Below are 24,053 nucleotides of genomic sequence, written 5' to 3'. Positions count from 1 at the left end.
TACCCCAAAACTTACCGGAGAAGCAAGTTGTTTTTATAAATAACTTGCTGTATAATATGTACAGTGGACTTTATATTTGATGATATGAGGTTTAATAGAAAAAAGGAGAAAGAATATGAAAAAGTTTAAAAGAGCAGGAAGTGTGTTTCTTATGGCAGTGATGATGGGGGTTTTGGTTTTTGGGTGTTCTTCTAACGAGGATGAGAAAAGGGCTGACGCGAAAGACGGTGCAAAAACAGAGGTACAGGATGCCGAGGATGAGGGGGCGGAAGAACCTGCAAAATTACTTGTTGCAGCGGCAGCAAGTCTGGAGTATTCTTATGAGGACGAACTGATTCCGATGTTTGAGGAGGAGAATCCAAATATTACCGTAGAGGGGACATACGATAGTTCGGGGAAATTGCAGACGCAGATCGAGGAAGGGATTGAGGCTGATGTATTTATGTCGGCAGCTATGAAGCAGATGAATGCATTGGTTGACGAAGATCTGGTGGATAAGGATTCCGTAGTGAAGCTTCTTGAGAATAAAATTGTGCTCATTGCCTCTGCAGATTCTGTCCTGGATCTGCAGGAATTTACGGATATTACGAAAGCCGGATCAATTGCTATTGGCGACCCGGCAAGTGTTCCGGTAGGGCAGTACTCACAGGAAGCGCTGACATCTCTTGGTATCTGGGACGAAGTGTCAGCAAAAGCGAGTCTTGGTACGAATGTAACAGAAGTGTTGAACTGGGTTGCAGAGGGAAGTGCGGAGGCAGGGATTGTTTATGCTACCGATGCAGCAACAACGGATAAAGTGAAAGTGGTAGCAGAGGCGCCGGAAGGCAGCCTTGCAGAAAAGGCAATCTATCCGGTAGGTGTTGTCTCTGCTTCAGCACAGAAAGAAGCAGCGGAGAAATTCGTGGATTTCCTGCAGAGTGACAAAGCAATTGCAGTATTTGAAAAATATGGATTTATACAGAATAAATAGTATAAGAAAATGAAAGCGGAGGGCTCAGGATGGATTTATCACCGATACTGATATCGATGAAGACAGCAATGACGGCGATTGTGATTACCTTTTTTGCAGGGATAGCAGTCGCATACTGGGTTGTAAACATGAAGCATGAAAAGATCAAAATGGTTTGTGACGGAATCCTGACCCTGCCGCTTGTGCTCCCCCCCACTGTGGCCGGCTTTTTCCTGTTGTATATTTTCGGGATTAAGCGTCCGGTCGGTAAACTGCTCCTGGATTTTTTCGGAGTAAAAATTGCATTTTCCTGGTGGGCAACTGTCCTCGCGGCAGTGGTCATATCATTTCCATTGATGTACCGCTCTGCGCGCGGGGCTTTTGAACAAGTAGACTTTAATCTGCTATATGCGGGAAGGACGCTGGGAATGTCCGAGTGGAGTATTTTTTGGAGGATTCTGATCCCAAACGCCCTCTCGGGCATCTTATCCGGGGGAATTCTGGCCTTCGCAAGAGGGCTGGGAGAGTTCGGGGCCACTGCCATGATTGCGGGCAACATCGCAGGAAAAACGCGCACCCTTCCCCTTGCGGTCTACTCCAACGTGGCGGCAGGGGACATGCATGGGGCATATCAGTATGTGCTGATTCTGGTTGTAATCTCGTTCTTTGTAGTAACAGGAATGAATTATGTAACCTACGTGTTTGGAAAATATGGCCGGAGATAAGCGCTGCCTCCGGAAGAATAAAAGAAAAAGGAAAAGAGAGAAGGTGCCGCTATGTTTCATCCGGTTATAAAACTGAAAGTCTACAATGAAGATCTGGTATTTGGTCCGGGGCTGATAACTTTACTGGAATACCTCAGGCAGACCGGTTCCATGAAAGAAGCATGCGCCGCCATGGGAATGTCCTACAGCAAAGGCTGGAAGATCGTGAACCGGGCGGAAAAAGAACTGGGATACGAGCTTTTACTGCGCCGGCACGGCGGCAGTATGGGAGGAAAATGCGAATTGACGGAAAAAGGGGACTCTTTAGTCACGCGGTACAGAAATATGGAAAAGATGGTAAACCAAAAAACTCAGCAGGCATTTAAAGAATACTTTCCAGAGTATACAGTTGAAACACAATGACTGACAGTACAAAAAATAAAGAATCCCTTTTGACATATCAAAATAAAGCGATCTAATAATTACATCCGTACTCCAGTCCCCATCCGTCTCAGCACGTCGATGCCCACCCGGTTACTAAGCCCTTAACTACCAATTGGATGCACCAGCGAATGCCAAGGCGAGTCCGGCGGCTGGCGGGGCAATGTCTGTTGGTGAAAAGTCCATAAAGCAAGCGTTAGAAGCTGTTGAAGAAAACGGAGCGGAAAGGGAGGGCAGAATTTTCCTTACCAGGAAAATTCTGGTGCCGCCTGCGGCGCGAATGCATCGGCATTCGGGCCAAATGCGGCACGTACCTCCCTTTCCGTTCCGTTTTCTTCTACAGCTTCTTAGCGAAGTGTCCGGACTTTTCACCAACAGACATTGCCCCGCCAGCCGCCGGACTCGCCTTGGTATTCGCGTCCCCTCTCCAATACTTAATTTTGGCTTAATAATCATCGTTTCGGTAGATTTCCACAGTCAATTGGAGTATAATAAACAAGGCTTGTGAAAAAGCTGATTATACAGGAGGTTGAGATTATGTGGACGAGATATGATTTAAAGATGAGAGGACGGGAGGCATTCCTGAGAAATTACTGGGCTTCGGTTGTTGTTGCACTGGTGATGTCCGTTGTAGCAGCGGTTTTCAGCGCCACAAGTTCTCATGGTTCCAGGGGATTCCGTGGAAATTATAGTGGGTGGGGTTATTTTTCAGAGTATTCCCTGCTTTGGGCTGCGCTTGCAGGAATCGCTGCAATACTGGGCATAGGTTTACTTCTGCTGGCCATTTTTGTCGGTAATGTACTTATCGTCGGCGGCTGCCGTTATTTTGTACTGAACCAGACAGAGATGCCGACAGTCGGATATCTTGGATACGGTTTCAAAACCGGTCATTATGGCAACATAGTCCTGGTCATGTTCCTGCGGGATTTGTTTACCTTTTTATGGACTTTGCTGTTTGTCGTGCCGGGAATCATCAAGCATTACGAATACCTCATGGTGCCGTATATTCTGGCCGAGAATCCCGGAATGGGAAGAGAGGAAGCATTTCTGATCAGTAAGAAGATGATGATGGGACAGAAATGGGAAGTATTCGTTCTTGATTTATCCTTCCTGGGATGGAGGATACTTGAATATATAACATTTGGAATAGTTGGAATATTCTATGTAGAGCCTTATTATCAGGGAACAATGGCGGAATTATATAGCGTAAACAGAACATTGGCTTACCAGAATGGGTATATTCGGTAGGGAGATGGGAGGGGGACGCCTGCCTGTGACGGTTTATGCTGTACCGGAGGGGATCTCTGTGGGTGCTTTGGGATACCGGCCGTTTAGCCTAGTTTTCGTAAGGATAAAATTGAAAAATCTGATGGAACCAGCGACATGCAGCCTCAAATCTGATGATTTGAGGCCTTAGTCGCCTCAGACTTTGCCTGGTAAGGCAAAGTCTGTCCATCAGATTTTTCAATTTTATCCTAACGAAAACACGGCACACTTAGAGGCATCCCAAAGCACCCACAGAGATCCCCTCCGGTGCAGCATAAACCGTCACAGGCAGGCTGGGCGCATCCTGGCGGAAGTGAGCATGTGGTTGGAAGGGTAAAAGGGGAACACTTTACGGTTGAAAACGGAATGGTAAAAGGAAAGAGCTGTTGCAGTTTGTATGTGCAGCAGCTCTGAGAAAAGGGAAAATCTATCTGTTGTTTTGAATTGTTTTATTAGGCGAAGTCCAATGGCCGCAGATGCAGTGCTGCAAGTGCAGCCATTGTCTTCTGTTTTTCATGTTTATAGAATATCAGGTAATTGTGAATGCATTGTGACAACATTTGGAAAATTTTATTAATTAAATATAAGATATTCATAAACTATATAATAGAAGAGAGGGCATATCGGATCGTGTATTTTATGATGTACTAGGGCCCTGCAGTTATATTTTCAATTGAATATTAACGGCTGTCAGGATATAATAATTTTATATTTATCTTGAAAGAAGATTCTGGGGGATTGGTTATGGAGAAGAATGAAATGAAAAAAGAAAAGTTTGCGTCTGATACTTCAAAACGGAGCGCAAAAGATTGGGTGAGGGCGCTGGCAGTCCTGTTGGGGGGATTGATCGTGGCGCATTTGGGGGTCACTCTTTTTCTGTTGTCTGAGCTGGGAACAGATACATTTACGGTCTTCATTCAGGGGCTTGCGAGGACGGTGCATTTGACTGTGGGGACGGTACACGTGATTATACTTTGCATCTTGATGGTTATTATGCTGTTGACCACAAAGGGGTACATAAAACCGGGAACCGTAGTGTGTGCATTCTGCGGCGGCCCTATTATTGATTTGTTTACGTGGATGTTTCAGGGATATATTAACGGAAGTGCTTCCTTGATACTTAGGATCGTCAGTATGCTGGCAGGATGTGTGATTCTGTCTGCAGGAATGTCGATTGTAATCAACAGTAATGCGGGCACCGGGCCGAATGATCTGGTTGCCATCATATTATCGGATAAATTGGAAAAAATAGAGTTCAGATGGGTCAGAGTCGGATGCGACTTATTCTTTGTTGTGCTTGGATTTTTCCTTGGAGGAACAGTTGGTATCGGTACAATTGTGGCTGTTTGCCTAACGGGACCGCTGGTTCAATTCTGGCTTCCGAAAACGAAAAAACTGGTGGCAGGGATCGAAAAGGGGCGGTAAGCCCCTGGGGGTTTAAACCTTTCATGGATCGTCAGACGGGGCATGGCCATCAGACGGTTCCTTTATGGACAATGTGCATGGCATTTTTGGAGGATTCCTGCCAAAGTTCTTTCTTCTGCTCATACATACTGTACAGCCATTCTATGGCTGAGTCCATGCCCTCGTCTGACATGGGAAAGGATTCATGCTCTTTCTTTTCTTCGGGGGTTTTTTCAAAAGACCATGGTTCCGGGTAAATAGTGGCCGTGAATGTCTCTTTGCTGTCATCTACCCTGAATATATAACGCATTCCGCCATGTGATCCGGAAAAGGGCTCCCTTTTTAGTCCCCCTACGGGGATTAGTTTTTTATCGATCATAAACGTCACATACCTTTCTGAATACTATTAGTAACGGGAATCCGTTCTGCAGAAGATTATAGCATATTTCAGGAGAATAGGGCAATTTAAGTTAAAACGTGGAAAAAATTAACGGTGATATTAAAAAAGTAATATAATAGAATAATCGAAGGGCATCCCGTAACACATGCCCTGCGGGCGGGTCTGCAGCAAAGCAGCAGAATAAGGTGTGATTAATTCAGTCTCAGGAGGGCAGATATGAATGATATGATGAGCAGTGCCGACAGTTTAGTCTATGTAATCGATGAAACATATCACATAGTTCATTTTAATGATGTGCTGCAGGAAGTGTTCCCGGAAATACATAACGGGGATATTTGTTACGAGGTGCTCTGCGGGGAAAGCTCTCCGTGCCGGAAATGCCCGCTTGCAGAGGGGAATGCTTCTACGATGGATATGTATAATGAAAAATTAAAGTGCTGGGTGGAACAGAGTACAGGGAAGATCGAATGGCCCGGGAAAGGAGCATGCAGCATTATTATTTCCAGAAATATTCCGGAACATAAACTGCCGGAGGCAAAAGAAGGCGGGGCTTGCGCAGAAGGCATCAATTCTCTCACCGGTCTCTATAAAAAAGGGAAATTCTTTCAGGCAATGGAGGCCTTTCTGCGGGACGCGGGGGAGGAAAGGTATTGCCTCGTGGCCGTGGATATTGAACATTTTAAGCTGTTTAACGAATGGTATGGGAAAAAAGCGGGGGATGAATTTCTGGTAAATTTCGCAAAGTGTCTGAGGGAGATCAGGAATGAATACGGCGGGCTTGCCGGTTATTTGGGTGAGGATGATTTTGGTCTTCTGATTCCCTGTGGTGAGGGACATCTGGACTGTCTGCAGAACCGCATTCTGAGGTTTGTCAGACAGTACAGAGGGAATGCCGGATTTCTGCCGGCCTTTGGTGTGTATGAGATTACGGACAGATCCGTGCCCGCCAGCATGATATATGACAGGGCTGCTATTGCGATGTCTATGGTAAAGGGAAATTATGCAAACCGGATGTGCCGGTATGATGCGGTTATGATACAGAGAATGGAAGAGAAACATTTGATGCTTTCGGAGGTGCAGAGAGGGCTGGAGAATGGCGAATTCACATTCTATCTGCAGCCAAAATGCAATATGAGTACCGGGCGCATTGTGGGAGTGGAGTCCCTGGTAAGATGGCAGCATCCGGAACGGGGGCTGGTCACGCCGGGAGCGTTTATACCGCTTTTGGAGCAAAGCGGATTTATTGCCAAACTGGATCTTTATATCTGGAAAGAGGTCTGCAGATATCTTAGAAAATGGCTGAATGAAGGGAAGACGCTTCTTCCGATTTCAATCAATGTATCCAGGGTGGATATTTACACGCTGGACGTGGTAGAGTGCCTGAAAAGTATGGCAGAGGAGTACTGCCTTCCGGCAAATCTTCTGGAGATCGAGATTACCGAGAGTGCTTATGCGGAGGAGTACCAGAAGATTACAGGTGTGGCGGAGCAGCTGCGCGGCGCAGGATTTACGGTTCTGATGGATGACTTCGGAAGCGGCTATTCTTCACTGAATATGCTGAAAGATATTAATGTGGATATCCTGAAAATTGATATGAAATTTTTGGATATGGATGAAAAGAGCGCGGATAAGGGGCTGGGAATACTCGAAGCCATTATCCGGATGGCTACGCTCATGGGACTGCGTATTATAGCAGAGGGGGTGGAAACCGAAGAACAGGTTAAGGTGCTCCTGGAAATGGGGTGCCTGTACGGACAGGGGTATTATTTTTTTCAGCCGCTTGCCATTGAGAGTTATGAAAGACTGCTGGAGACGCCGGAAAACTTTGATTACAGAGGGATAAAGGCAAGGGATGTAAAAAGTCTCAGTATTAAGGATCTTCTGAATGCGGACATATTCAGTGAGACAATGATCCATAATATACTGGGCGGGATCGGGATTTATAAAGTGTCCGGTGACCATGTAGAATTGCTGCAGGTAAATGAACACTATTATAAAGTTACGGGAAGCAGTCCGATTGATCTGGAAGCGCAGCGTATGCAGTTCCAGAGCGGAATATATGAGGCGGACCGGAAAGAACTTCTGGACATCTTTCAACGGGCGGATAAAAACAGGCTGAACGGCGGCAGCGGACAGATCCGTCATATCCTGGCCGATGGTTCTGTCATCTGGATACGGCTGCACGCCTTTTTCCTGAAGGCACAGGAGGACGGCAGAATCTATTATGGAGCCGTTTCAGACGTTACGGAACAGAGACGGCGGGAGCAGATCATCACGGAGAATATGAAAACACTGGAGATATTCCGCAGTCAGGCGCTGTATGATTTTAAAGTCTGCCTCACAAGGGATAGCGTGTGCGGCGGAAGTATTGACAGCTGGGTGGGTGAGACCGGATGCAGTCAGATTATGCTGTTAGAAGGTGCATCGGATTACATGTGCAGCGAACTGATTCTGCCTCGTTATCAGGATCTGTTCCGGACATTTACGGATAAAGAAAGAATGTATCAGGCATATCAAAACGGCAAGGTTATGGAAAGCATGGATTATCAGCGGATGTACAAGGGGGCTCCGAGCTGGATGCGGATGCTCATGCACTATACCCGGTCTGAGGAAAACGGTGAGGTCTATGCCTATATATTTGTGACAGATATCGACGCGCAGAAGAAGCAGGAGCTTCAGCTGGCCAGGATGGCCGAGACGGATGCTATGACAGGCCTGTATAACCGCTGCACTGCCAAGAAGAAAATTGAGGATTATATGAAAGAATATCCGGATGAGGAGTCGGCAGTGATTATGTTTGACATGGATAATTTTAAGACGGCAAATGATGTATTTGGGCATGCGTACGGTGATTCCATGATCCGTAAGAATGCGGAGAAGCTGAACAGTTATTTCAGGGAGAATGATATTGTATGCCGTATGGGCGGAGATGAATTCCTTGTTCTATGCAGGAATATCAGGGAAGAAGCAGTGAATGAGAAACTGAGGCAGATCCTTTCCGATATGGAGGTTACTTACCATACAGGAAAAAAGGCGATCAAATTTTCGATATCGGCTGGGTATGCGATGATTCCACGGCAGGGAAATACATTTGACGAGCTGTACAGGAAAGCGGATACTGCACTGTTCACAGCAAAAATGAATGGAAAAAGTACATTCGCTCAATACGATTCCGGTATGAAGGAGGTTCGTCCGGAGCTGGCAGATCCGGAAAAGACTTCGGAATAAAAGGAAAGAGTCACAGTAACTGTGACTCAAGGGGGAAAAAGTTTATGAAAAAGTGTTCTTTTCTTTTGAACAATTATAGTATACCTTTTACTTGTGGAAAAATTGTGATACATTTTTGAATGAATTGTAAACAGATATAAAATAAATTATGAAGAACGGCGATATAAAGAATGAAACGAGTATGGAAAAGAATCTTTCTGGCTGCGGGTATCATGTGCGCTTTGGATTGTGTGGCAGTAGGTACATTTTTTAGTATGGCGGTGGGGCGCTCCTGTGTCTTCTTTCGAAAAAAGAGAGACAAAAGGAAAAAAATGTGCAGGAGGACAGTACAGAAAGAGGCGGAAGAACTTAAAGAACGCAGTGAGGGAATCCAATGGATCGAGGGGATGCACTGTGAAAGTGTGCACATAAAAAGCGAAGACGGGCTGAGGCTAAAGGGATATTATCTGGAGGCAGAGCAGGCTGAGCGAATTGTTGTGATGTTCCATGGCTGGCGTGGATCCTGGCGGCATGATTTTGGGGCGTGCCTCAAATGGCTTTACGAAGAAAACAGCAGCCTTCTGCTCGTAGAACAGAGGGCGCAGGGGGAAAGTGAAGGAAAATATATGGGATTCGGGCTGCTGGAGCGCATGGACTGCCGGAAATGGTTAAATTGGCTGGCAGAAAGGAATGCCAGCCGCCTTCCTGTCTATCTTTACGGCGTATCCATGGGTGCGGCAACCGTACTGATGGCGGCAGGGGAGAAGCTGCCGGCAGAGATAAAAGGGGTAATTGCCGACTGCGGCTTTACCTCCCCTTATGAGATGGTATACCGTTTTGGACGAACGAACTTTAAACTGCGGGAACATCCGGTTATGGATCAGCTGAACTGGCTGTGCAGGAAGCGCGCCGGTTATGACCTGAAGGAATATAGTACGCTTGAGGCGATGAAACACTGCAGCGTGCCGGTTCTTTTTATCCACGGCAGGGCGGACACATTTGTGCCCTGTGAGATGACGCTTCGCAATTACGAGGCCTGTACGGCAGAAAAGAAGCTGCTGCTGGTGGACGGGGCGAAGCACTGTATGAGCTTTATAAAAGACCGGGAAGGGTATACGCAAGCGGTCAGAAAAATGTTTTCCTGTGAAGAAAAATGCGGTACCTGACTGCATCAGAGGGCGGTCAAATGGCAATACTCCGTTAAGTAGGCAGGGATAAAACGGACATGGTGTACTTCTCTTTTATTTTTATTGGTGCTATGCTTAGTGGCAGCAGTGCTGTTGAATCTTATCACTAAGATGGCAAAAGAGTATCCAAACAGCCATCCTTAACTACATCATTATTATGCTGGGAGGTAGAAAGATGCTTGAAGAGAATGTTTTAGTATCGTTTTTAAAAAAGTTTGATGAACATCCATTTCTTGTGAAGATGGACGACAAAGAATACTTAATCGGAGAAGGGGAACCTACCTTTACGATAAAAATCCATAAGATGATTCCGCTGACGGAACTGATGACAAGTACATCGCTTGCTCTTGGAGAGGCATACATGAACGGGGATCTGGAGGTTGAAGGCGACCTGTATGAAGCACTGAATCATTTCCTGGGGCAGATGGGCAAATTTTCAACGGACAAGAAAGCGCTTAAGAAGCTTATTTTCTCGTCCTCCGCAAAGAAAAACCAGGAGAAGGAAGTGCGCAGCCATTATGATATCGGGAACGACTTTTACAAGCTTTGGCTTGACGATACGTTAAGCTATTCCTGCGGGTATTTTGTGCATGAAGACGATACGCTTTACCAGGCTCAGGTCAACAAGGTGGATCATATTTTAGCAAAACTTTACCTTAAGGAAGGGATGACTCTGCTGGACATTGGCTGCGGCTGGGGGTTTCTGCTGATTGAGGCTGCGAAAAAGTATAAGGTACATGGGACTGGGATTACACTCAGTGAAGAACAGTATAAGGAATTTAACCTCCGTATCCAGGCGGAGGGGCTGGAGGATCTGCTTAAGGTGGAACTGATGGATTACCGTGATCTGCCCAAAACAGGGTGGAAGTTTGAACGCATCGTGAGTGTTGGGATGATTGAGCACGTCGGGCGTGACAATTACCAGGAATTTATAGACTGTGTAAACAAGGTGATGGAGCCGGGCGGCCTGTTCCTGCTGCATTTTATCAGTGCATTGAAGGAGCATCCGGGCGATCCCTGGATTAAAAAGTATATCTTCCCGGGCGGTATGGTTCCAAGTCTGAGGGAGGTGCTTGCAGACGCGGCGGAGGATAACTTCCATACGCTTGATGTGGAGAATCTGCGGCCTCATTATAACCGTACACTATTGTGCTGGGAGCACAACTTCAGGGAACATATTAACGAGGTGCGGCAGATGTTTGATGAAAAATTTGTTAGAATGTGGGATCTCTATCTGTCCTCCTGTGCGGCGACCTTCAATAATGGAATTATTGACCTGCATCAGATCCTTATGACCAAGGGAATTAACAATCAATTACCTGCTGTGAGGTGGTATTAAAGGATCAAGTCGGGCCGGCAGACCGTATGCAACGGCCACGGAACGTTCACCTTTTGGAAGATCCAAAATGGCGGACGTTCTTTTTGTGCAGAAAAAAATATACAGGTATGGTAACAGTTCAGGCCTGTCTGAACTGTTACCTGGTATGAATATCTTCAGCAAAACAATTGGTGATAGCGTTTGAAGCCGGAGCGTTTATATGATAAGATAAATTATAATACACTGAAAAATGGAGGAAGCTATGACAGCGCAGATAAAAAATGCATTGGCCATGACGGCCTTTGGGACCATCTCCATTTTTGTACGGGGGATTGCCCTTAGTTCCATGGAGATAGCCTTCTGGCGCGGGAGTATTGCGCTGGTGGTATTGTGGTTCATTAAAAAGGCCTTTTATAGGGAAAATAAAGTACATATCAGCAGGAAACAAAAAGTTCTCCTGTTTTTATCAGGGATGGCGGTTGGCTTAAATTGGGCGCTGCTGTTTATGGCTTATGAACATACGACTATCGCGGTGGCTACGTTGGCCTATTATTTTGCCCCGGTGATTGTGATGATAGTGTCGCCCCTTTTGTTTAAAGAGCGGATGACGCTGTTTCAGCTTTTGTGTTTCGTAATGGCAACTGCAGGGCTTGTACTTGTGGTGAGTGCCGGTAACAGTATGTCAGGCGGGAGCAGGGCGGGCATTGGCTTTGGACTGGGAGCCGCTGTGTTCTATGCTGCTGTAGTGCTGATGAATAAATGGATCCGTGAAGGGAGCGGGCTGGAACGTACGATAATCCAATTTTTCGGGGCAGTGGCCTTGTTGTTTGTGATTCTGATGGTGCAGGGCGGGTTCCGGATTCAGACTGCTTCCCCCGGAAGTATTGGAAATCTACTGATAGTAGGAGTGATTTATACAGGGCTGTGCTATTGGCTGTATTTTTCATCGATAAAAGATTTGGCTGGGCAGCAGACGGCCATCCTCAGCTATCTTGATCCCTTTGTGGCAATTCTTGTCTCAACGTTGTTTTTTCGGGAGCCTATACGGGTGCTTCAGGGAATTGGCGCCGTGTTAATTCTGGGATTTACCTGTGCTTACCAGCTTGACAGAGGCCAACGTGACGCCGCGGACAAGGAGTAGGCAGGGGGCTGCAGAATTTGTCAATATAAAGGTATCCCCAGAGGGCATCCCGTAATCCATGCCCTTGCGGGCGGGCCTGCAGCAGAACATTATATACTTAGGAAAATACAGGGTCAACTATTTACATGATACGTGAAAGCAGGTGTGATATGGGAATTCAAGAATATTTAGACGATTTATTAGGAAACCAGTTGAGAGAAATGAAATATCGATATAGACAACAGATTGCGGCCGATATAAAGAACAGAATGTGTTCCCTGTTATCCAAATGGGACGATGAGGAATACAGGCGGACAATCTTGTTTGTAACGGATGAAGAGGCATTGTTTTATGAACCTTATGCAGCAGCCGAGGTAAAGGAATTTGTCGTTGCAACGTTAAGAGATAGTATGCTTGAGGTAGCAGCAAGTGTTAATTGTACCCAATTTAAAATGCAGGATCCCCTGTCAAATGAAAAAATAAGACAGTTGACATCGGATGCGATTGTATATTTCAGGCAGTGCAGTTTCGCATCTTTACAGGAAGAAGCACAGAGTATGGAATTCAAAGATGTTTACGGACAAGCTATAAAGAAATATCCACTGGCATGGGAGATCTTGAAAAAGACGGCATTAATGACGGAAGAAATATTAGAATTTGCAGGTACTGATCAAACAGTTTCAGAATATGAAGACCAAAAACTGGAATGCAGAAAATATGATAAAGTGATTTGTGATGGATATAGCCTGGAGTTCGATGAATATTTGGAGGAATCGCTCGTAAATCTAATTTCAGGATATACGGAAGTGTTTTTTGTAGATTCGTTTAAAATATTATCGAGAAACTTTGAAAAGGTTTTGCATGTCCTTCAGATCATCTTTGAGAATGGGCGGACTTTCGTGACCTGCAATTATTATATTAGTAATGGATATATCGAAAAAAGAAAGGAAATATTGAGAGCAGCACATAGTGAAAAAAACGTACTGAAAAACCTGTGGAACATGAGGGGGACTCCGGCAGAGTTGAGAACTATCCTGAAAGGACTGGCGGATGCTGAGCTCTAAATGTACATTTCATATGCTCATGATGACAGAGTTTTATTAATATGAAGAATACTAGAGAGAACCCCGATATTTGAAGGTGATTTATGGAGCCATAAGATTGGAGACCGCTATGCCAAATTATAATTTTTACGATGTGTTTTTGGATTCGCCCATACGTTTCCAACAGTTCGCCTGTGCCGTGATCAGTGTCAGGGAAGGCTGTACATTTCAGCGGTTTGGCGAGGGCCGGGACGGGGCAATCGACGGACTGTTTGTCGCGGAAAATGGCAGAACTGTTCTGCAGGTAAAAAGGACAGAAGCCAAAGGTAAGGCGCTGATCGGAATGATGAGACAGGAGCAGAAACGGATCAGACCCGGGACCTGCGACAGATATATCCTGGTGATTGCTTCCAGAACGCTTCGGGATGAACTGAAAGAAGAAATAAGGAAGATGATTCCGGAAATACGGGATACCGGTGATATCGTGACCGGGATAGATTTGAATGGTTATCTGGAGAGGCCGGAGTACGCCCATATTGAAAAAGAGTATAGAGAGCTGTGGCTTCACAGCGGGAACTACCTGGAAGAGATGCTGTCGTCTTCTGCACTCCGGGAATTAAAAAAGCGCTCGAATCCAAAGTTCAAATTGATGGAAAAGGAGAAGAGAACTTTTGTAGAGACAAAAGCGTTCCAGGAGGCCATCCGGATTTTGGAAACATATCAACGGGTCGTTATTTCAGGAGACCCGGGTGTCGGAAAGACGGCGCATGCGCTTTGCCTCGCCGATTACTATCTCTGTACGGAGAAATATGAGGCTTTCTATTTCGTAAACTCTCTGGAAGAAATTGAACGGATCATGGGAGAAGACTCGGAAGAAAAGTCGGTTATAGTATTCGATGATTTCTGGGGACACAGTCATTTTTCTGAAAGCAGGCTGGAGTTAAACGCAGACAAAAAGATGCTGGATTTATTCCATGTGCTTTCTTCTTATCCCAATATACGTCTGATCTTTACGACCAGAGAATTTGTTCTTCAACAGGGATTTCTGTGTTTCCCGGAGCTGGAAGACTTTTGCGAGATAAGAAAAATCAATCTGCGGTTACGTTCTTATACACTGGCCCAGAAGGCGGAAATATTGTACCGGCATCTGGATGAGTCCTGGTTAGAGTACCGTTATGTAAAGGCAGTTTTTAATGCGCGGGAAAATATTCTGCACAGTGGAGCGTACAGTCCCCGGTCGGTAGCATATTATCTGGAACATGTCCTGCCGGGCGATGGTGAGGGCTCCGAAGAATATGCAGAAGCGTTGGCGGCGTATGTAAAATCACCGAAGGAATATTATGATAAAGTATTCAGCCAGCTTTCGTATGGGGCAAAAATAATTTGTATGCTGCTGGCAGTATCAGAAGAGGAAATCCGGGTTCATCACGAATTGAGACAGGGATTTATGGGAGTGGCAGATGCCTGCGGCGGAAAAGCAGAAAAGGAACAGTTTGATAATTATCTTCGGGAACTGGAAGGTGTCTTTACAACCATACAGGAATCTATGTTTGAAGAAACAGTAATTGTTTTGGATTTTCTGAATTACTCCATACGCGATTTTATGATTGAGTATTTAAGCCAGCATATAGAGGCTTATGAAATGATACTTGCAGAGAAATGCAATTGCTTTAATCAGCTTTTCTATCTTGCAACTGAGATGAAGGTTTCAGATACATGCCTGGCATATCTGATAGACAGAATGATGAATGAACGGAGAAAATTAAAATATTCATATGTGTATTCTATGGATGTGGATCCGTATTATTCAGTAGATGCCGCTTCGGATAGTTATGACAGCCATAAGGTGTGGCAGTTGAACCGGGTATATGAAATCACACATAATGCAGAGCTATCCCATTTTCTTACAACTTATACAGATGCTTTAATAACGGATCTGTATGAGGGAAGAGCGGATCATGAAGATATGGAAAATATCATAAATCTAATCCCGAGGATGTGTGAAAATGGGTATCGTATTGATTGTAAAAAGTTTCTGGAGGCTTATTATAAAAATATATGGTGGTCAACGGAATTTGGTTGGTTGAAATTTTTGAAATCCTGTTGTTTAGACTGTTATGATGCATTTATGGAAGATCATGTGCAAGAGATCAGGCAGAAACTGCCATGGTTGGTTTTTCAGGATATAGAATATTTGTTTGATGAGCTTGACTATGATGCAAAAATAGAAAATTTAATAATGCAGGTGCCCGACCTGTTCGAAACATTTGGAATTGACTACACAAGGAAGTATGAGAGGGAGTTATATGAAGCTGCAGAGCTTCCGCTGCCTAAGAAAATGAAAAAAGCAGATATAGGTCGGAAAGATGACGAACCGTCAGAATATCAGATAGATCAGGCAAATTACGAAGAAGTGACTACCCGCGCAGAAAGCTGGCTGGTGCCGGAGACAAAGTATTTGTCGCCGAAAGAGATTAAGGCCGCGGAACGCATGGTTGGGAAAGACTATCGCAAAGGGTATCTGACCAATGATAAATTCACGAAAGATGATTTTATGATTGTAATGGAATATCTGGAACATCTATCGAAACTGCCGCCCGATAAAAAGGAATTTTATAATGGCCTGTTGGATTATATGCTTGGGGAATTGACAGTTGAAAAAAGAAGCGTGCTATGGAAGGCTGCCAGGAAACTATCTGAAAATGCAGTTATTTATTTCACAGAGCGTGAATTAGAAAGGTACTGCGGCTGTGAAGATGGTAATGAGATGCTCCGGGCACTACTGGAGTCCGGGTTAATACATAAAAGCGGTAAATGGTATCATTTCTGGAATCATGATATGCTGTGGTATTTATCTTTAAAAAGCATTCAGGAGATGAGTGAGGAGAGGAAACAATTATATTATCAGGAAGACTTGCCGGTGCTTTGGGATGAGGAAGGTACAGAAGACTGGATTTCTTTTTTGAAAGAAAATGACTGGGAGAACTTTAAGGATTATTTAGTAGTTCCAGGCTTCTCTGAATTTCTCAATACAGCAGAACTTGAAGGTCAGAAGGCTCCGGAAAAATGGCTGATAGAGGAATTAAAGTTCGAATGGCTTGTTTTTGAAGTAAATAAAAGTGAAGAGGTACATATGATATTTTATTGTCCTTTTCCCATCATGATTTTGGAGAAAGTAAATGATTCGATAATATCTGATGTATACGATTTGTTTGAAGAAATGATAGATGAACAGATCGAACATGTAAAAGAGTTTAAAATACCTGACGGAGGACATAGTAAGATTACAATTCAAAGTTTACTTCATTCCAAAAAGGGGCAAAAACTTCTGAAAGAATACGGATGTTTTGAAGCAATGGAAAAGATACTGGATACGATGAAAGCATATTTGGACTAAACATGCCACCTGGAGATAGGGACGCGTGCTTTAAAAAAGGTACATTTATCTTTGGCAAATAGTTATAATTAGAATATCCCGCGGAGAACTCTGTGATGAAAAGCATCGAGTTCCACGGGATATTTTTTTGTAAAGGACTTAAAATCAGTATTAAGTGCCCCCGGACTTTTCCGTCTAATGCTTATTGAGCGAAAGATACTCGTTTACATTGTCGATCAGCGGCTGCAGGCTGCTCTTTTTTTTCATCAGAACGGATAGATACAGCGTATCCAGCAGACACAGCGCAGGCACACGCTTGGCCAGCACTTCGTCCATTACATCGTAAGAAAAAGAAGCGGTCAATAAAAGAATATCCGAGTGCTTTGCCAGCGGCGCTCCGGGAAAATTGGTGATGGTGATGACTTTAATGCCGTGCTCCCTTGCCACCTTAGCCAGGCTGCAGATATTGCGGGTCTTACCGGAATGCGAGATACAGATGAGAGCATCTTCAGGCGTCATCTGTGACAAAGCGATCAGCTGTGAATCGAAGTCTGAGGATGCCGTGGTCTGATAGCCGATGCGCATGAACTTTTGGGCGGCCGAGGCAGCTATAAAAGCGTCCCCCCCCTCACCAAGCGCTCTTAGATAAATTGCACAAAATCTCCCCCTCTGATTTGTGAATTTGTGAGAGTTGACAAACCGCTCATGCATTGTTAATATAATGTTAAATAATATTTATAAACACTATTTAGAAATATTATTTAGGAATAAAACCAATCAATGCTGAGAAAGAAAAGGAGAGAACTATTATGGCAAAGAATTTATTTACAACAATTTACGGAAGAAACCTGGTAGGAGAGCTTAAGAATATTGTGCAGAGGCCTTATCTGGTTGTTACGATGGAAGACCTGTGGGATACATTCAAAGATGAGTTTGACGATGACTGCATTGTACATTTTGTAAAGACGCTGGAGTACGATGAGATTATGGCGAATGTCGACAGCCTTCCCAAGTTTGAATCTGTGATCGGCCTTGGCGGCGGCCAGGCTGTGGATTATGCCAAGATGGTAGCCTGGAAGAGCCACATGCCTCTGTATCAGGTACCGACATCTATCGCAACAAATGCGGTATTCGGACACCGTGCAGGCGTTCGCTTCAACAGTGTAGTAAGATATGTCGGATATGTGGAGCCGATTGCAGTTTATGTGGATTATGACGTTATCCAGAACGGCCCCAAGGCGTTGAACAGAAGTGGTGTATGCGACGTCCTCTGCTATAACAATTCCATGTTTGACTGGAAGTATGCAAACGACCAGGGCAAATGCGAAGAAAAATGGCCATATGACCAGGAGATGGTGGATGAGGTAAGGGAAGTATATCAGTCGGTTGTCGACGGACTTGATGATATCTACGCTTTAAATGAAAAGGGAATCCGCATCCTGACAGAAGGACTGAGATGGGGCGGCGGAGCTTTCCATAACAACGGCTGGAATCCAAGACCAATCGAGGGAAGCGATCACTTCTTATTCTATACATTAGAGTACATGACAAAGAAGAAATTTATTCACGGACAGCCGGTGTGCCTTGGTATTTTCGTTGGTTCGGCTATGGGCGGCAACGATCCGGACAATATTCTGGATATTATACATAGAGCAGGCGTAGAGATCCGTCCGGAGGGTATGGGAATCACATGGGACGACGTATTCGCGGCAATCAAATACGAAAAAGAATTTTTGGAGAGCCACGGATACTGGTATACCGTAGTAAATGATTTCGAAGTGACAGACGAGTTCTGCCAGATGATTAAAGACAAGGTAACCGCAAAATATGGTGAATGGAAATAACCAATTTCCGGATCGGGGGATTTTATGAGGAAGAGATTAATGAGAGCGGCCGCACTTATGCTTGCGGCAATGATGATATGTACAACAGGATGTGGTTCATCGAAGAAAGAAACGTCAGAGGGCAAAGGAGAAGGCGCCCGTAAGTTTGAAGGAACGACACTTTATATGATTGCTGAGCAGCAGACCCCGACAATTGCACTTCAGTCTCAGCTGGATGATTTTGAGGAACTGACCGGGATAAAGGTAGAACTGCAGATGGCGCCTTATGATGATGTGGTACAGAAAGAGACGCTGGCTTTTGAAAGCAAATCCGGCGCCTATGACATCGTGGCGTCAGCGTACCAGTTCCTTGGTAATATGGTAGAAAATAATTATATTCAGTCCATTGAACCTTTTATGGAAGACGAATCTCTGGCGATTATACCGGATTATAACGCGGACGATATTATCGACGCGATGTGGGATGCTTCCGGCAACTGGAAGGGAACGATGTATGGTGTTCCCGCCAACTCCTGTATCGGATTCTTTGCATACCGCAAGGATTTGTTTGAAAATGAAGAGGAACAGGCGTCCTTTAAAGAGAAATACGGCTATGACCTGGAGGTTCCGAAAGACTGGGATACGTACCGTGATACAGCAGAGTTTTTCACCCGCGCAAAAGGCGAAAAGCTGGCCGGTGAGACTCTGGACCGGGATTTCTACGGAGTATCTATGGAAGGTAAGCGCCATGGCGCCACAACCTGTGAATGGATGAATTATATGTGGTCATTTGGCGGCGGCATCTTTGATGAAGAAGGAAATATCGCTGTCAACAGTGACAAATGCGTGGAATCTCTGGAATATTTTACAGATCTGACTCAATATGCACCTCCGGGTGTCACATCCAAGACATGGGATGAGCAGACCACAGAGCTGCAGCAGAGCATTGCGGCCATGGCTATTATATTCAATGACAATGCACCGGCTCTGGAAGATCCGTCGGCATCCGCAGTTGCGGGCAAGATGGGATACGGCGCAGTTCCGGTAGGCGAGGCACAGGCTGCCCATTATGGCGGCTGGGGCTACTATATTCCGACGGATTCCAAGAATCCGGAGGCAGCCTGGGTATTTATGCAGTGGTTTAATACACCAAAGGTACAAAAAGCCATTGCTTTAGAGGGTGGTTTTATTAATCTGCAGTCAGTATATGACGACGAAGAACTCAATGAGCTTCCGTACTGGCAGGCAAGCAAGGATGCATACGAGATCAGCAGCACGCGTCCTCGTATTGCTGAGTGGAATAATATGGACAATGTCCTGATGCTGGAATTATCGAATACACTGGCGGGCAAGACAACTCCAAAAGAGGCGCTGGATCATGCGGCATCGGAATTTGAAAAAATCCTGGACGGCAAGTTACCCGTCACTTACCAGTAAGAGCAGAATAAAAGTAAGAGTGTCAGGGAGAAGGTTACTGTCCACAGCCTTCGGGCGTGTACAGTAACAGTATCTCCCGCACAGGAAGGGACGCCTATGAAACACAGGAAACAGAAAAAATTAACGAATTATACAACGCTGGCTGTCAGGTTCCATCTGCCTACGTTCATTACGCTTACTTTGATTACCCTGGTACCGCTGCTTTATACCTTGAAAATAAGTTTTTTTGACTATCAGCTGTCCAATCCGGGCAGTGAGCACACCTTTGTCGGTCTGAAGAATTATATCGCTTTGTTTCAGGATCCGGAACTGATGAATTCCATGGGCAAGACCTTTATTTTTATGTTCTTTGCCGTCGTATTGGAGGTTATCATCGGAGTGGCTCTGGCCATGGCGCTGAACAGCATTCCGGCCTGTCGTAAGCTGTTTACCTCTCTGACCCTGATTCCCATGATGGTGGCTCCGCTGGTAATCGGCCTGATGTTCAGTTTTTTTACAAATCCGCAGTTCGGGCTTTATGTATGGCTGGTAGAGAAGCTGCATCTTCCGCTTCCCACGGTGCTGACGGACAATTCATTTACCGCTATGGTGATTGTCATCATCATGGATGTCTGGGAATGGGCTCCTTACCTTGGTCTGACCTTCCTGGCAGGACTTCAGGCGATATCCGGTGAATTTTATGAGGCGGCAGATGTGGACGGGGCCGGTAAATGGCAGACATTCAGATACGTGACACTGCCCCTTATGAAGCCGGTGCTGGCTGTCAGCATTCTTCTGAGGGCTATGGAGACATTTAAGGAATTTGATAAGCCATATATCCTGACCGGAGGCGGCCCTGGCAATGCGACCGAGGTGATTGACATCTATACTTACCGTCAGGCGTTTACGGCATTCAAATTCAGCTATGCGGCGGCAATCTGCGTTGTACTGTTCATCATACTGGTTGTATGCGGGATGGTGTACCAGAGAATCGCCATGGGAGGGGAGGATTAAATGAAACAAAAAAGAGGAAGAAGAGCAGTAATTATTTATATCATTTTGATCATTTTTATTCTTATCACCCTGCTTCCTTACCTGTGGCTGGTGCTGACATCGTTTAAGACAAAGCTGGATGCATTTTCAATACCCCCGAAGATCTTTTTCACGGCCACTTTGGATAATTATTACCAGGCATTTATAGAAAGAGGGATGCTTTCAAGCCTGAAAAACAGTCTGATCGTAATGATAGCTACGGTCGTGATCGGTATGGTGATCGGACTTCCGTCCGCATTTGCATTTTCCAGATTTAAGACCAGGGGAGATAAGCTGATGCTGAACTATCTGCTGGGCACCAGATTCACACCGTTCGTAGTCCTTGCGCTGCCGCTTTATCTGATTATGAGTAAATTCGGTATGCTTGACAGTTATGTGGGAATCATTATTGCACATATATCTTTTAATCTGCCGTTTATTGTATGGATGATGAAAGGCTTCTTTGATGCGGTGCCGAAGGAGATTGACGAGGCGGCCCGGGTAGAAGGGTACTCCTGGTTCCGGGTGTTTGTCTCTATTGACATACCGCTGGCGAAAAGCGGCCTGGCGGCAACCTCGGTGTTCTGTGCCATCAACTCATGGAATGAATTCCTGATGGCCCTGATTCTGACCGGAAGAGGGACGGCGACCATGCCGGTTGCAATTCCTGGTATGATGACTCCCCAGGGAACCCTGTGGGGGCAGATCGCGGCAGTCGGCACAGTGATCACAATTCCTGTCCTCATATTTGCCATCATGGTGCAGAAACACATGGTTGCGGGGATGACAATGGGAGCGGTGAAATAAAGGAAGGAAGAAAGAGGGTGGTCTTTTGGGAAAATCAATTATCGGTATCGATTTGGGCGGAACAAATTTAAGAATCGGTGCAGTAGAAGAGAATAACGAAGTGGTATCCTTCTGCAAAATTAAAAGTGACAGAATCGCCCGTTCTGCAGATCCTATGAAAGAACTGACTGCAATTATCAAGGAATATATAGAAGAAAACCATATTACCGAAGTACAGGCCGTGTCTATAGGAGTTCCATCTTCCGTGGCAAACGATAAAAAAACGGTTATCTGTACTACTAATATACAGAATACGAAAGGGGAACCTGTTTTTATAAATAGAAATATGGCAGAAGAAATTGAATCGTTTTTACACGTGCCTGTCTATGTAAATAACGATACAAATAATATCCTTTTATATGATGTGATGACAAATCGTCTGAATCAAGATTCCGTGATTATAGGGATATATATAGGCACCGGCGTGGGAGCGGCTGTTCTGATGAACGGGCAGATGCTCGACGGAAAAGACGGTGCAGCCCTGGATCTGGGTCATATTCCTTTCTATAACGGTGATATTCCCTGCAGCTGCGGAAAGAGGGGCTGCTGTGAATGCTATGCATCCGGCTGGAGGCTTCAGGAAATCCGCAGGGAATATTTCCCGGATACAAAGATAAAGGAACTGTTTCTGAAACATGGTGAAGAGAAGCCTTTGAGAGAATTTATCCGCTCCTGTGCCCATGTGTTCGCCGTGATGGCAACGATTTTCAATCCCGAAGTTATGGTGGGCGGAGGCGGAGTCATGGAGATGCCGGGTTTCCCAAGGGCGGAATTCGAGCGTGAGGTCAACGAAGCCACAGGAAAGGATGTTATGCAGTACGGCTTCCGGTATGTTTACTCGGAGGACGTGGAGAGTAAGGGGGTAGTCGGCGCAGCTCTTTTTGCAAGGAGAAAGATGAAGATTACGATTCCCGGGGCCGTGCACCACGCTGCAGGGCATCCGCGCCAATAAAGTGATGGGGGTGTGCCGCACCCCCTCATTTATTCAAAGCACTCATTAACACGCAGCTCATGAAGGAGAACTGGAATGAAGATTTACAGAACAGACAATTATGAAGAGATGAGCAAAAAGGCGGCCAATATTCTGGCAGCCCAGATTACATGGAAGCCGGACAGCGTACTGGGGCTGGCTACGGGGTCATCACCGGTGGGAATGTATCAGTATCTGGCAGAAAAATATGAGATGGGAGATCTGGATTTCTCAGAGGTCAGAACAGCGAACCTGGATGATTATAAGGGCTTGAAAAAGATGGATCCGCTGGGCTACCGTTATTATATGGAAGAACATCTCTTCTCCAGAGTAAATATCCGTAAGGAAAATACATATATCCCTGACAGCTCAGAGGAGGACAGTGCCAGGGCCTGTGCAGATTATGATGACGTCCTGTCAGAACTGGGCCCGGCAGATATTCAGGTGCTCGGACTGGGACATGACGGGCATATCGGATTCAACGAACCGTTCGCCAGTTTTTCGGAGCATACGCAGTGCGTGGATCTGAACGAGGCTACGATACAGGCAAACAAACGGTTTTTCGAGAAAGAGGAGGAGGTTCCGCGCCAGGCATATACGATGGGTATTGGTACAATTATGAAGGCTAAGATGATTCTTCTGCTGGTCAGCGGGGCTGATAAGGCGGAGATTCTTCAAAAGGTACTAAGCGCGGAAGTTACCCCGCAGATTCCGGGAACCATCCTGAGATTCCATCCCAATGTGATTCTCATAGCAGACAAGGACGCGCTGCCTTAGAAGTCCGCAGATAAAAGAGGGATCGGACAGGGGAGGCTAAGATGAAACAGATATTATGCTATGGGGATTCCAATACCTGGGGGTATATGGGAAGCGACCTGAAACGGTATCCGTGGGACATCCGGTGGACCGGAAGAGTGCAGGAGAGACTGGGGGATAAGTGGAGGGTTATTGAGGAAGGGCTGTGCAGCCGCACCGCGGCGGTGGAAGACCGGGTACAGCCGTACCGGAGCGGACTGGAATATATTGTTCCGTGCCTTATGTCACATCATCCTCTGGAGATGATTATTGTGATGCTGGGAACCAATGATACAAAGCGCAGATATCACCTGTCTCCTGAGGAGATCGGAATGGAAATGGAAGAATTGTTAAGGCGCATCAAAGAAACGCTTTACTGGCTGGAATCCCGGCACACAAAGATCCTTCTGGCAGCGCCCGCAAGACTTAGGGAACCTGTACTGGCAAATGGAGAGATCGACGGGACATCCGCGGAAAAGTTAAAAAAGCTGCCCGCAGTATATAAAGAAATTGCAGGACAGTATGGCGCAGCGTTCATGGATGCTGGCAGATATGTACAGGATTTTCAGCCGGATGGAATTCATTTTTCTGAGGCTGGGCATCAGCAGTTTGCAGAAGCGGTTTTAAAAAGAATGAAAGCGATATGAAAGATAGAGGATTAAAAGATGATACCGCTTAAACGATGTTTAAAAATACAGGTGAACCAGCGCTGTGTTATTCATTTTACACATACTTTGCGTTATAATAGAGCTATGG

The 24,053-nt window shown here is 45.5% G+C and carries 20 protein-coding genes; 18 read left to right on the top strand and 2 right to left on the bottom strand.

Going from position 1 to position 24,053, the window contains the following annotated elements:
• The first annotated feature begins 115 nt into the window (after positions 1-115).
• The 5 genes from modA to ARB69_RS07720 all read left to right on the top strand — a co-directional run bounded on the left by modA (position 116) and on the right by ARB69_RS07720 (position 4,785).
• On the top strand, positions 116-970 hold the full coding sequence (gene modA / locus ARB69_RS07745) for a molybdate ABC transporter substrate-binding protein (RefSeq protein WP_050641324.1): 855 nt from the start codon (positions 116-118) through the stop codon (positions 968-970).
• A 29-nt stretch (positions 971-999) separates the two neighbouring features.
• Positions 1,000-1,674 carry a molybdate ABC transporter permease subunit gene (gene modB / locus ARB69_RS07740; RefSeq protein WP_050641323.1) on the top strand — a complete coding sequence of 225 codons (675 nt, stop codon included), beginning with the start codon at positions 1,000-1,002 and terminating at the stop codon, positions 1,672-1,674.
• 51 nt (positions 1,675-1,725) lie between these two features.
• Positions 1,726-2,076 (top strand): winged helix-turn-helix domain-containing protein, encoded by a 351-nt coding sequence (locus ARB69_RS07735; protein WP_050641322.1) that lies wholly within the window; start codon positions 1,726-1,728, stop codon positions 2,074-2,076.
• A gap of 555 nt (positions 2,077-2,631) precedes the next feature.
• Entirely contained in the window at positions 2,632-3,342 is a 711-nt protein-coding gene (locus tag ARB69_RS07725) for a DUF975 family protein (protein WP_050641320.1), read from the top strand.
• A 762-nt stretch (positions 3,343-4,104) separates the two neighbouring features.
• The gene (locus tag ARB69_RS07720) at positions 4,105-4,785 is read left to right on the top strand and encodes a YczE/YyaS/YitT family protein (RefSeq protein ID WP_173020127.1); all 681 of its coding nucleotides are present in this window, start codon (positions 4,105-4,107) and stop codon (positions 4,783-4,785) included.
• A 49-nt stretch (positions 4,786-4,834) separates the two neighbouring features.
• Here the strand turns inward: ARB69_RS07720 and ARB69_RS07715 are convergent, their stop codons facing one another.
• The gene (locus tag ARB69_RS07715) at positions 4,835-5,143 is read right to left on the bottom strand and encodes a hypothetical protein (RefSeq protein ID WP_055152448.1); all 309 of its coding nucleotides are present in this window, start codon (positions 5,141-5,143) and stop codon (positions 4,835-4,837) included.
• Between the two features lie 237 nt (positions 5,144-5,380).
• Here ARB69_RS07715 and ARB69_RS07710 point away from each other — a divergent pair, with 237 nt between their 5' ends.
• From ARB69_RS07710 to ARB69_RS07685, 6 genes are all read left to right on the top strand, one after another.
• Entirely contained in the window at positions 5,381-8,392 is a 3,012-nt protein-coding gene (locus tag ARB69_RS07710) for an EAL domain-containing protein (protein WP_055152446.1), read from the top strand.
• Positions 8,393-8,562: 170 nt separating this feature from the next.
• Positions 8,563-9,537, top strand: coding sequence for an alpha/beta hydrolase (locus ARB69_RS07705; RefSeq protein ID WP_055152444.1), 975 nt, complete (start codon positions 8,563-8,565; stop codon positions 9,535-9,537).
• Positions 9,538-9,733: 196 nt separating this feature from the next.
• Positions 9,734-10,897, top strand: a complete 1,164-nt coding sequence (locus ARB69_RS07700) for an SAM-dependent methyltransferase (RefSeq protein WP_055152442.1) — start codon at positions 9,734-9,736, stop codon at positions 10,895-10,897.
• Positions 10,898-11,138: 241 nt separating this feature from the next.
• Positions 11,139-12,017, top strand: coding sequence for a DMT family transporter (locus ARB69_RS07695; RefSeq protein WP_050641313.1), 879 nt, complete (start codon positions 11,139-11,141; stop codon positions 12,015-12,017).
• Between the two features lie 299 nt (positions 12,018-12,316).
• Positions 12,317-13,060: a hypothetical protein gene (locus tag ARB69_RS07690; RefSeq protein ID WP_242857557.1), complete on the top strand. Its 744-nt coding sequence runs from the start codon at positions 12,317-12,319 to the stop codon at positions 13,058-13,060.
• 109 nt (positions 13,061-13,169) lie between these two features.
• The gene (locus tag ARB69_RS07685; RefSeq protein ID WP_055152438.1) at positions 13,170-16,436 is read left to right on the top strand and encodes an ATP-binding protein; all 3,267 of its coding nucleotides are present in this window, start codon (positions 13,170-13,172) and stop codon (positions 16,434-16,436) included.
• Positions 16,437-16,610: 174 nt separating this feature from the next.
• On the opposite strand, the gene ARB69_RS07680 is transcribed toward ARB69_RS07685, so the two are convergent.
• Positions 16,611-17,126 (bottom strand): MurR/RpiR family transcriptional regulator, encoded by a 516-nt coding sequence (locus ARB69_RS07680; protein ID WP_083487047.1) that lies wholly within the window; start codon positions 17,124-17,126, stop codon positions 16,611-16,613.
• A 98-nt stretch (positions 17,127-17,224) separates the two neighbouring features.
• On the opposite strand from ARB69_RS07680, the gene ARB69_RS07675 reads away from it, so the two are divergent.
• The 7 genes from ARB69_RS07675 (at position 17,225) to ARB69_RS07645 (ending at position 23,944) form a co-directional block, all read left to right on the top strand.
• A complete protein-coding gene (locus ARB69_RS07675) occupies positions 17,225-18,259 on the top strand; it encodes an iron-containing alcohol dehydrogenase (protein ID WP_055152434.1) in 1,035 nt (344 codons plus the stop codon).
• 24 nt (positions 18,260-18,283) lie between these two features.
• Complete coding sequence (locus ARB69_RS07670) at positions 18,284-19,675, top strand: ABC transporter substrate-binding protein (RefSeq protein ID WP_242857556.1); 1,392 nt, start codon at positions 18,284-18,286, stop codon at positions 19,673-19,675.
• Between the two features lie 96 nt (positions 19,676-19,771).
• A complete protein-coding gene (locus ARB69_RS07665) occupies positions 19,772-20,668 on the top strand; it encodes a carbohydrate ABC transporter permease (protein ID WP_055152433.1) in 897 nt (298 codons plus the stop codon).
• Positions 20,669-21,493, top strand: coding sequence for a carbohydrate ABC transporter permease (locus ARB69_RS07660; protein ID WP_055152431.1), 825 nt, complete (start codon positions 20,669-20,671; stop codon positions 21,491-21,493).
• Positions 21,494-21,518: 25 nt separating this feature from the next.
• Complete coding sequence (alsK, locus tag ARB69_RS07655) at positions 21,519-22,484, top strand: allose kinase (protein WP_055152429.1); 966 nt, start codon at positions 21,519-21,521, stop codon at positions 22,482-22,484.
• Positions 22,485-22,559: 75 nt separating this feature from the next.
• On the top strand, positions 22,560-23,279 hold the full coding sequence (nagB, locus tag ARB69_RS07650) for a glucosamine-6-phosphate deaminase (RefSeq protein ID WP_055152427.1): 720 nt from the start codon (positions 22,560-22,562) through the stop codon (positions 23,277-23,279).
• A 41-nt stretch (positions 23,280-23,320) separates the two neighbouring features.
• Positions 23,321-23,944, top strand: coding sequence for a GDSL-type esterase/lipase family protein (locus ARB69_RS07645; RefSeq protein WP_055152425.1), 624 nt, complete (start codon positions 23,321-23,323; stop codon positions 23,942-23,944).
• The last annotated feature ends 109 nt before the right edge of the window (positions 23,945-24,053 follow it).

Source organism: Faecalicatena contorta, assembly GCF_001404335.1.
Classification (GTDB): Bacteria; Bacillota; Clostridia; order Lachnospirales; family Lachnospiraceae; genus Faecalicatena; species Faecalicatena contortus_B.
Note: the sequence above shows the minus strand (reverse complement) of the source record. Positions and strands in the feature narration are given on the sequence as shown.

Excerpts from the sequence above, each read along its gene's own strand:
- ARB69_RS07710 (WP_055152446.1), top strand. The coding sequence starts at position 5,381 with ATGAATGATATGATGAGCAGTGCCGACAGTTTAGTCTATGTAATCGAT.
- ARB69_RS07695 (WP_050641313.1), top strand. The coding sequence starts at position 11,139 with ATGACAGCGCAGATAAAAAATGCATTGGCCATGACGGCCTTTGGGACC.
- ARB69_RS07665 (WP_055152433.1), top strand. The coding sequence starts at position 19,772 with ATGAAACACAGGAAACAGAAAAAATTAACGAATTATACAACGCTGGCT.
- modA (WP_050641324.1), top strand. The coding sequence starts at position 116 with ATGAAAAAGTTTAAAAGAGCAGGAAGTGTGTTTCTTATGGCAGTGATG.
- modB (WP_050641323.1), top strand. The coding sequence starts at position 1,000 with ATGGATTTATCACCGATACTGATATCGATGAAGACAGCAATGACGGCG.
- ARB69_RS07685 (WP_055152438.1), top strand. The coding sequence starts at position 13,170 with ATGCCAAATTATAATTTTTACGATGTGTTTTTGGATTCGCCCATACGT.
- ARB69_RS07660 (WP_055152431.1), top strand. The coding sequence starts at position 20,669 with ATGAAACAAAAAAGAGGAAGAAGAGCAGTAATTATTTATATCATTTTG.
- ARB69_RS07725 (WP_050641320.1), top strand. The coding sequence starts at position 2,632 with ATGTGGACGAGATATGATTTAAAGATGAGAGGACGGGAGGCATTCCTG.
- ARB69_RS07735 (WP_050641322.1), top strand. The coding sequence starts at position 1,726 with ATGTTTCATCCGGTTATAAAACTGAAAGTCTACAATGAAGATCTGGTA.
- ARB69_RS07700 (WP_055152442.1), top strand. The coding sequence starts at position 9,734 with ATGCTTGAAGAGAATGTTTTAGTATCGTTTTTAAAAAAGTTTGATGAA.
- ARB69_RS07715 (WP_055152448.1), bottom strand. The coding sequence starts at position 5,143 with ATGATCGATAAAAAACTAATCCCCGTAGGGGGACTAAAAAGGGAGCCC.
- ARB69_RS07680 (WP_083487047.1), bottom strand. The coding sequence starts at position 17,126 with ATGCATGAGCGGTTTGTCAACTCTCACAAATTCACAAATCAGAGGGGG.
- nagB (WP_055152427.1), top strand. The coding sequence starts at position 22,560 with ATGAAGATTTACAGAACAGACAATTATGAAGAGATGAGCAAAAAGGCG.
- ARB69_RS07645 (WP_055152425.1), top strand. The coding sequence starts at position 23,321 with ATGAAACAGATATTATGCTATGGGGATTCCAATACCTGGGGGTATATG.
- ARB69_RS07720 (WP_173020127.1), top strand. The coding sequence starts at position 4,105 with ATGGAGAAGAATGAAATGAAAAAAGAAAAGTTTGCGTCTGATACTTCA.
- ARB69_RS07670 (WP_242857556.1), top strand. The coding sequence starts at position 18,284 with ATGAGGAAGAGATTAATGAGAGCGGCCGCACTTATGCTTGCGGCAATG.
- ARB69_RS07705 (WP_055152444.1), top strand. The coding sequence starts at position 8,563 with ATGAAACGAGTATGGAAAAGAATCTTTCTGGCTGCGGGTATCATGTGC.
- ARB69_RS07675 (WP_055152434.1), top strand. The coding sequence starts at position 17,225 with ATGGCAAAGAATTTATTTACAACAATTTACGGAAGAAACCTGGTAGGA.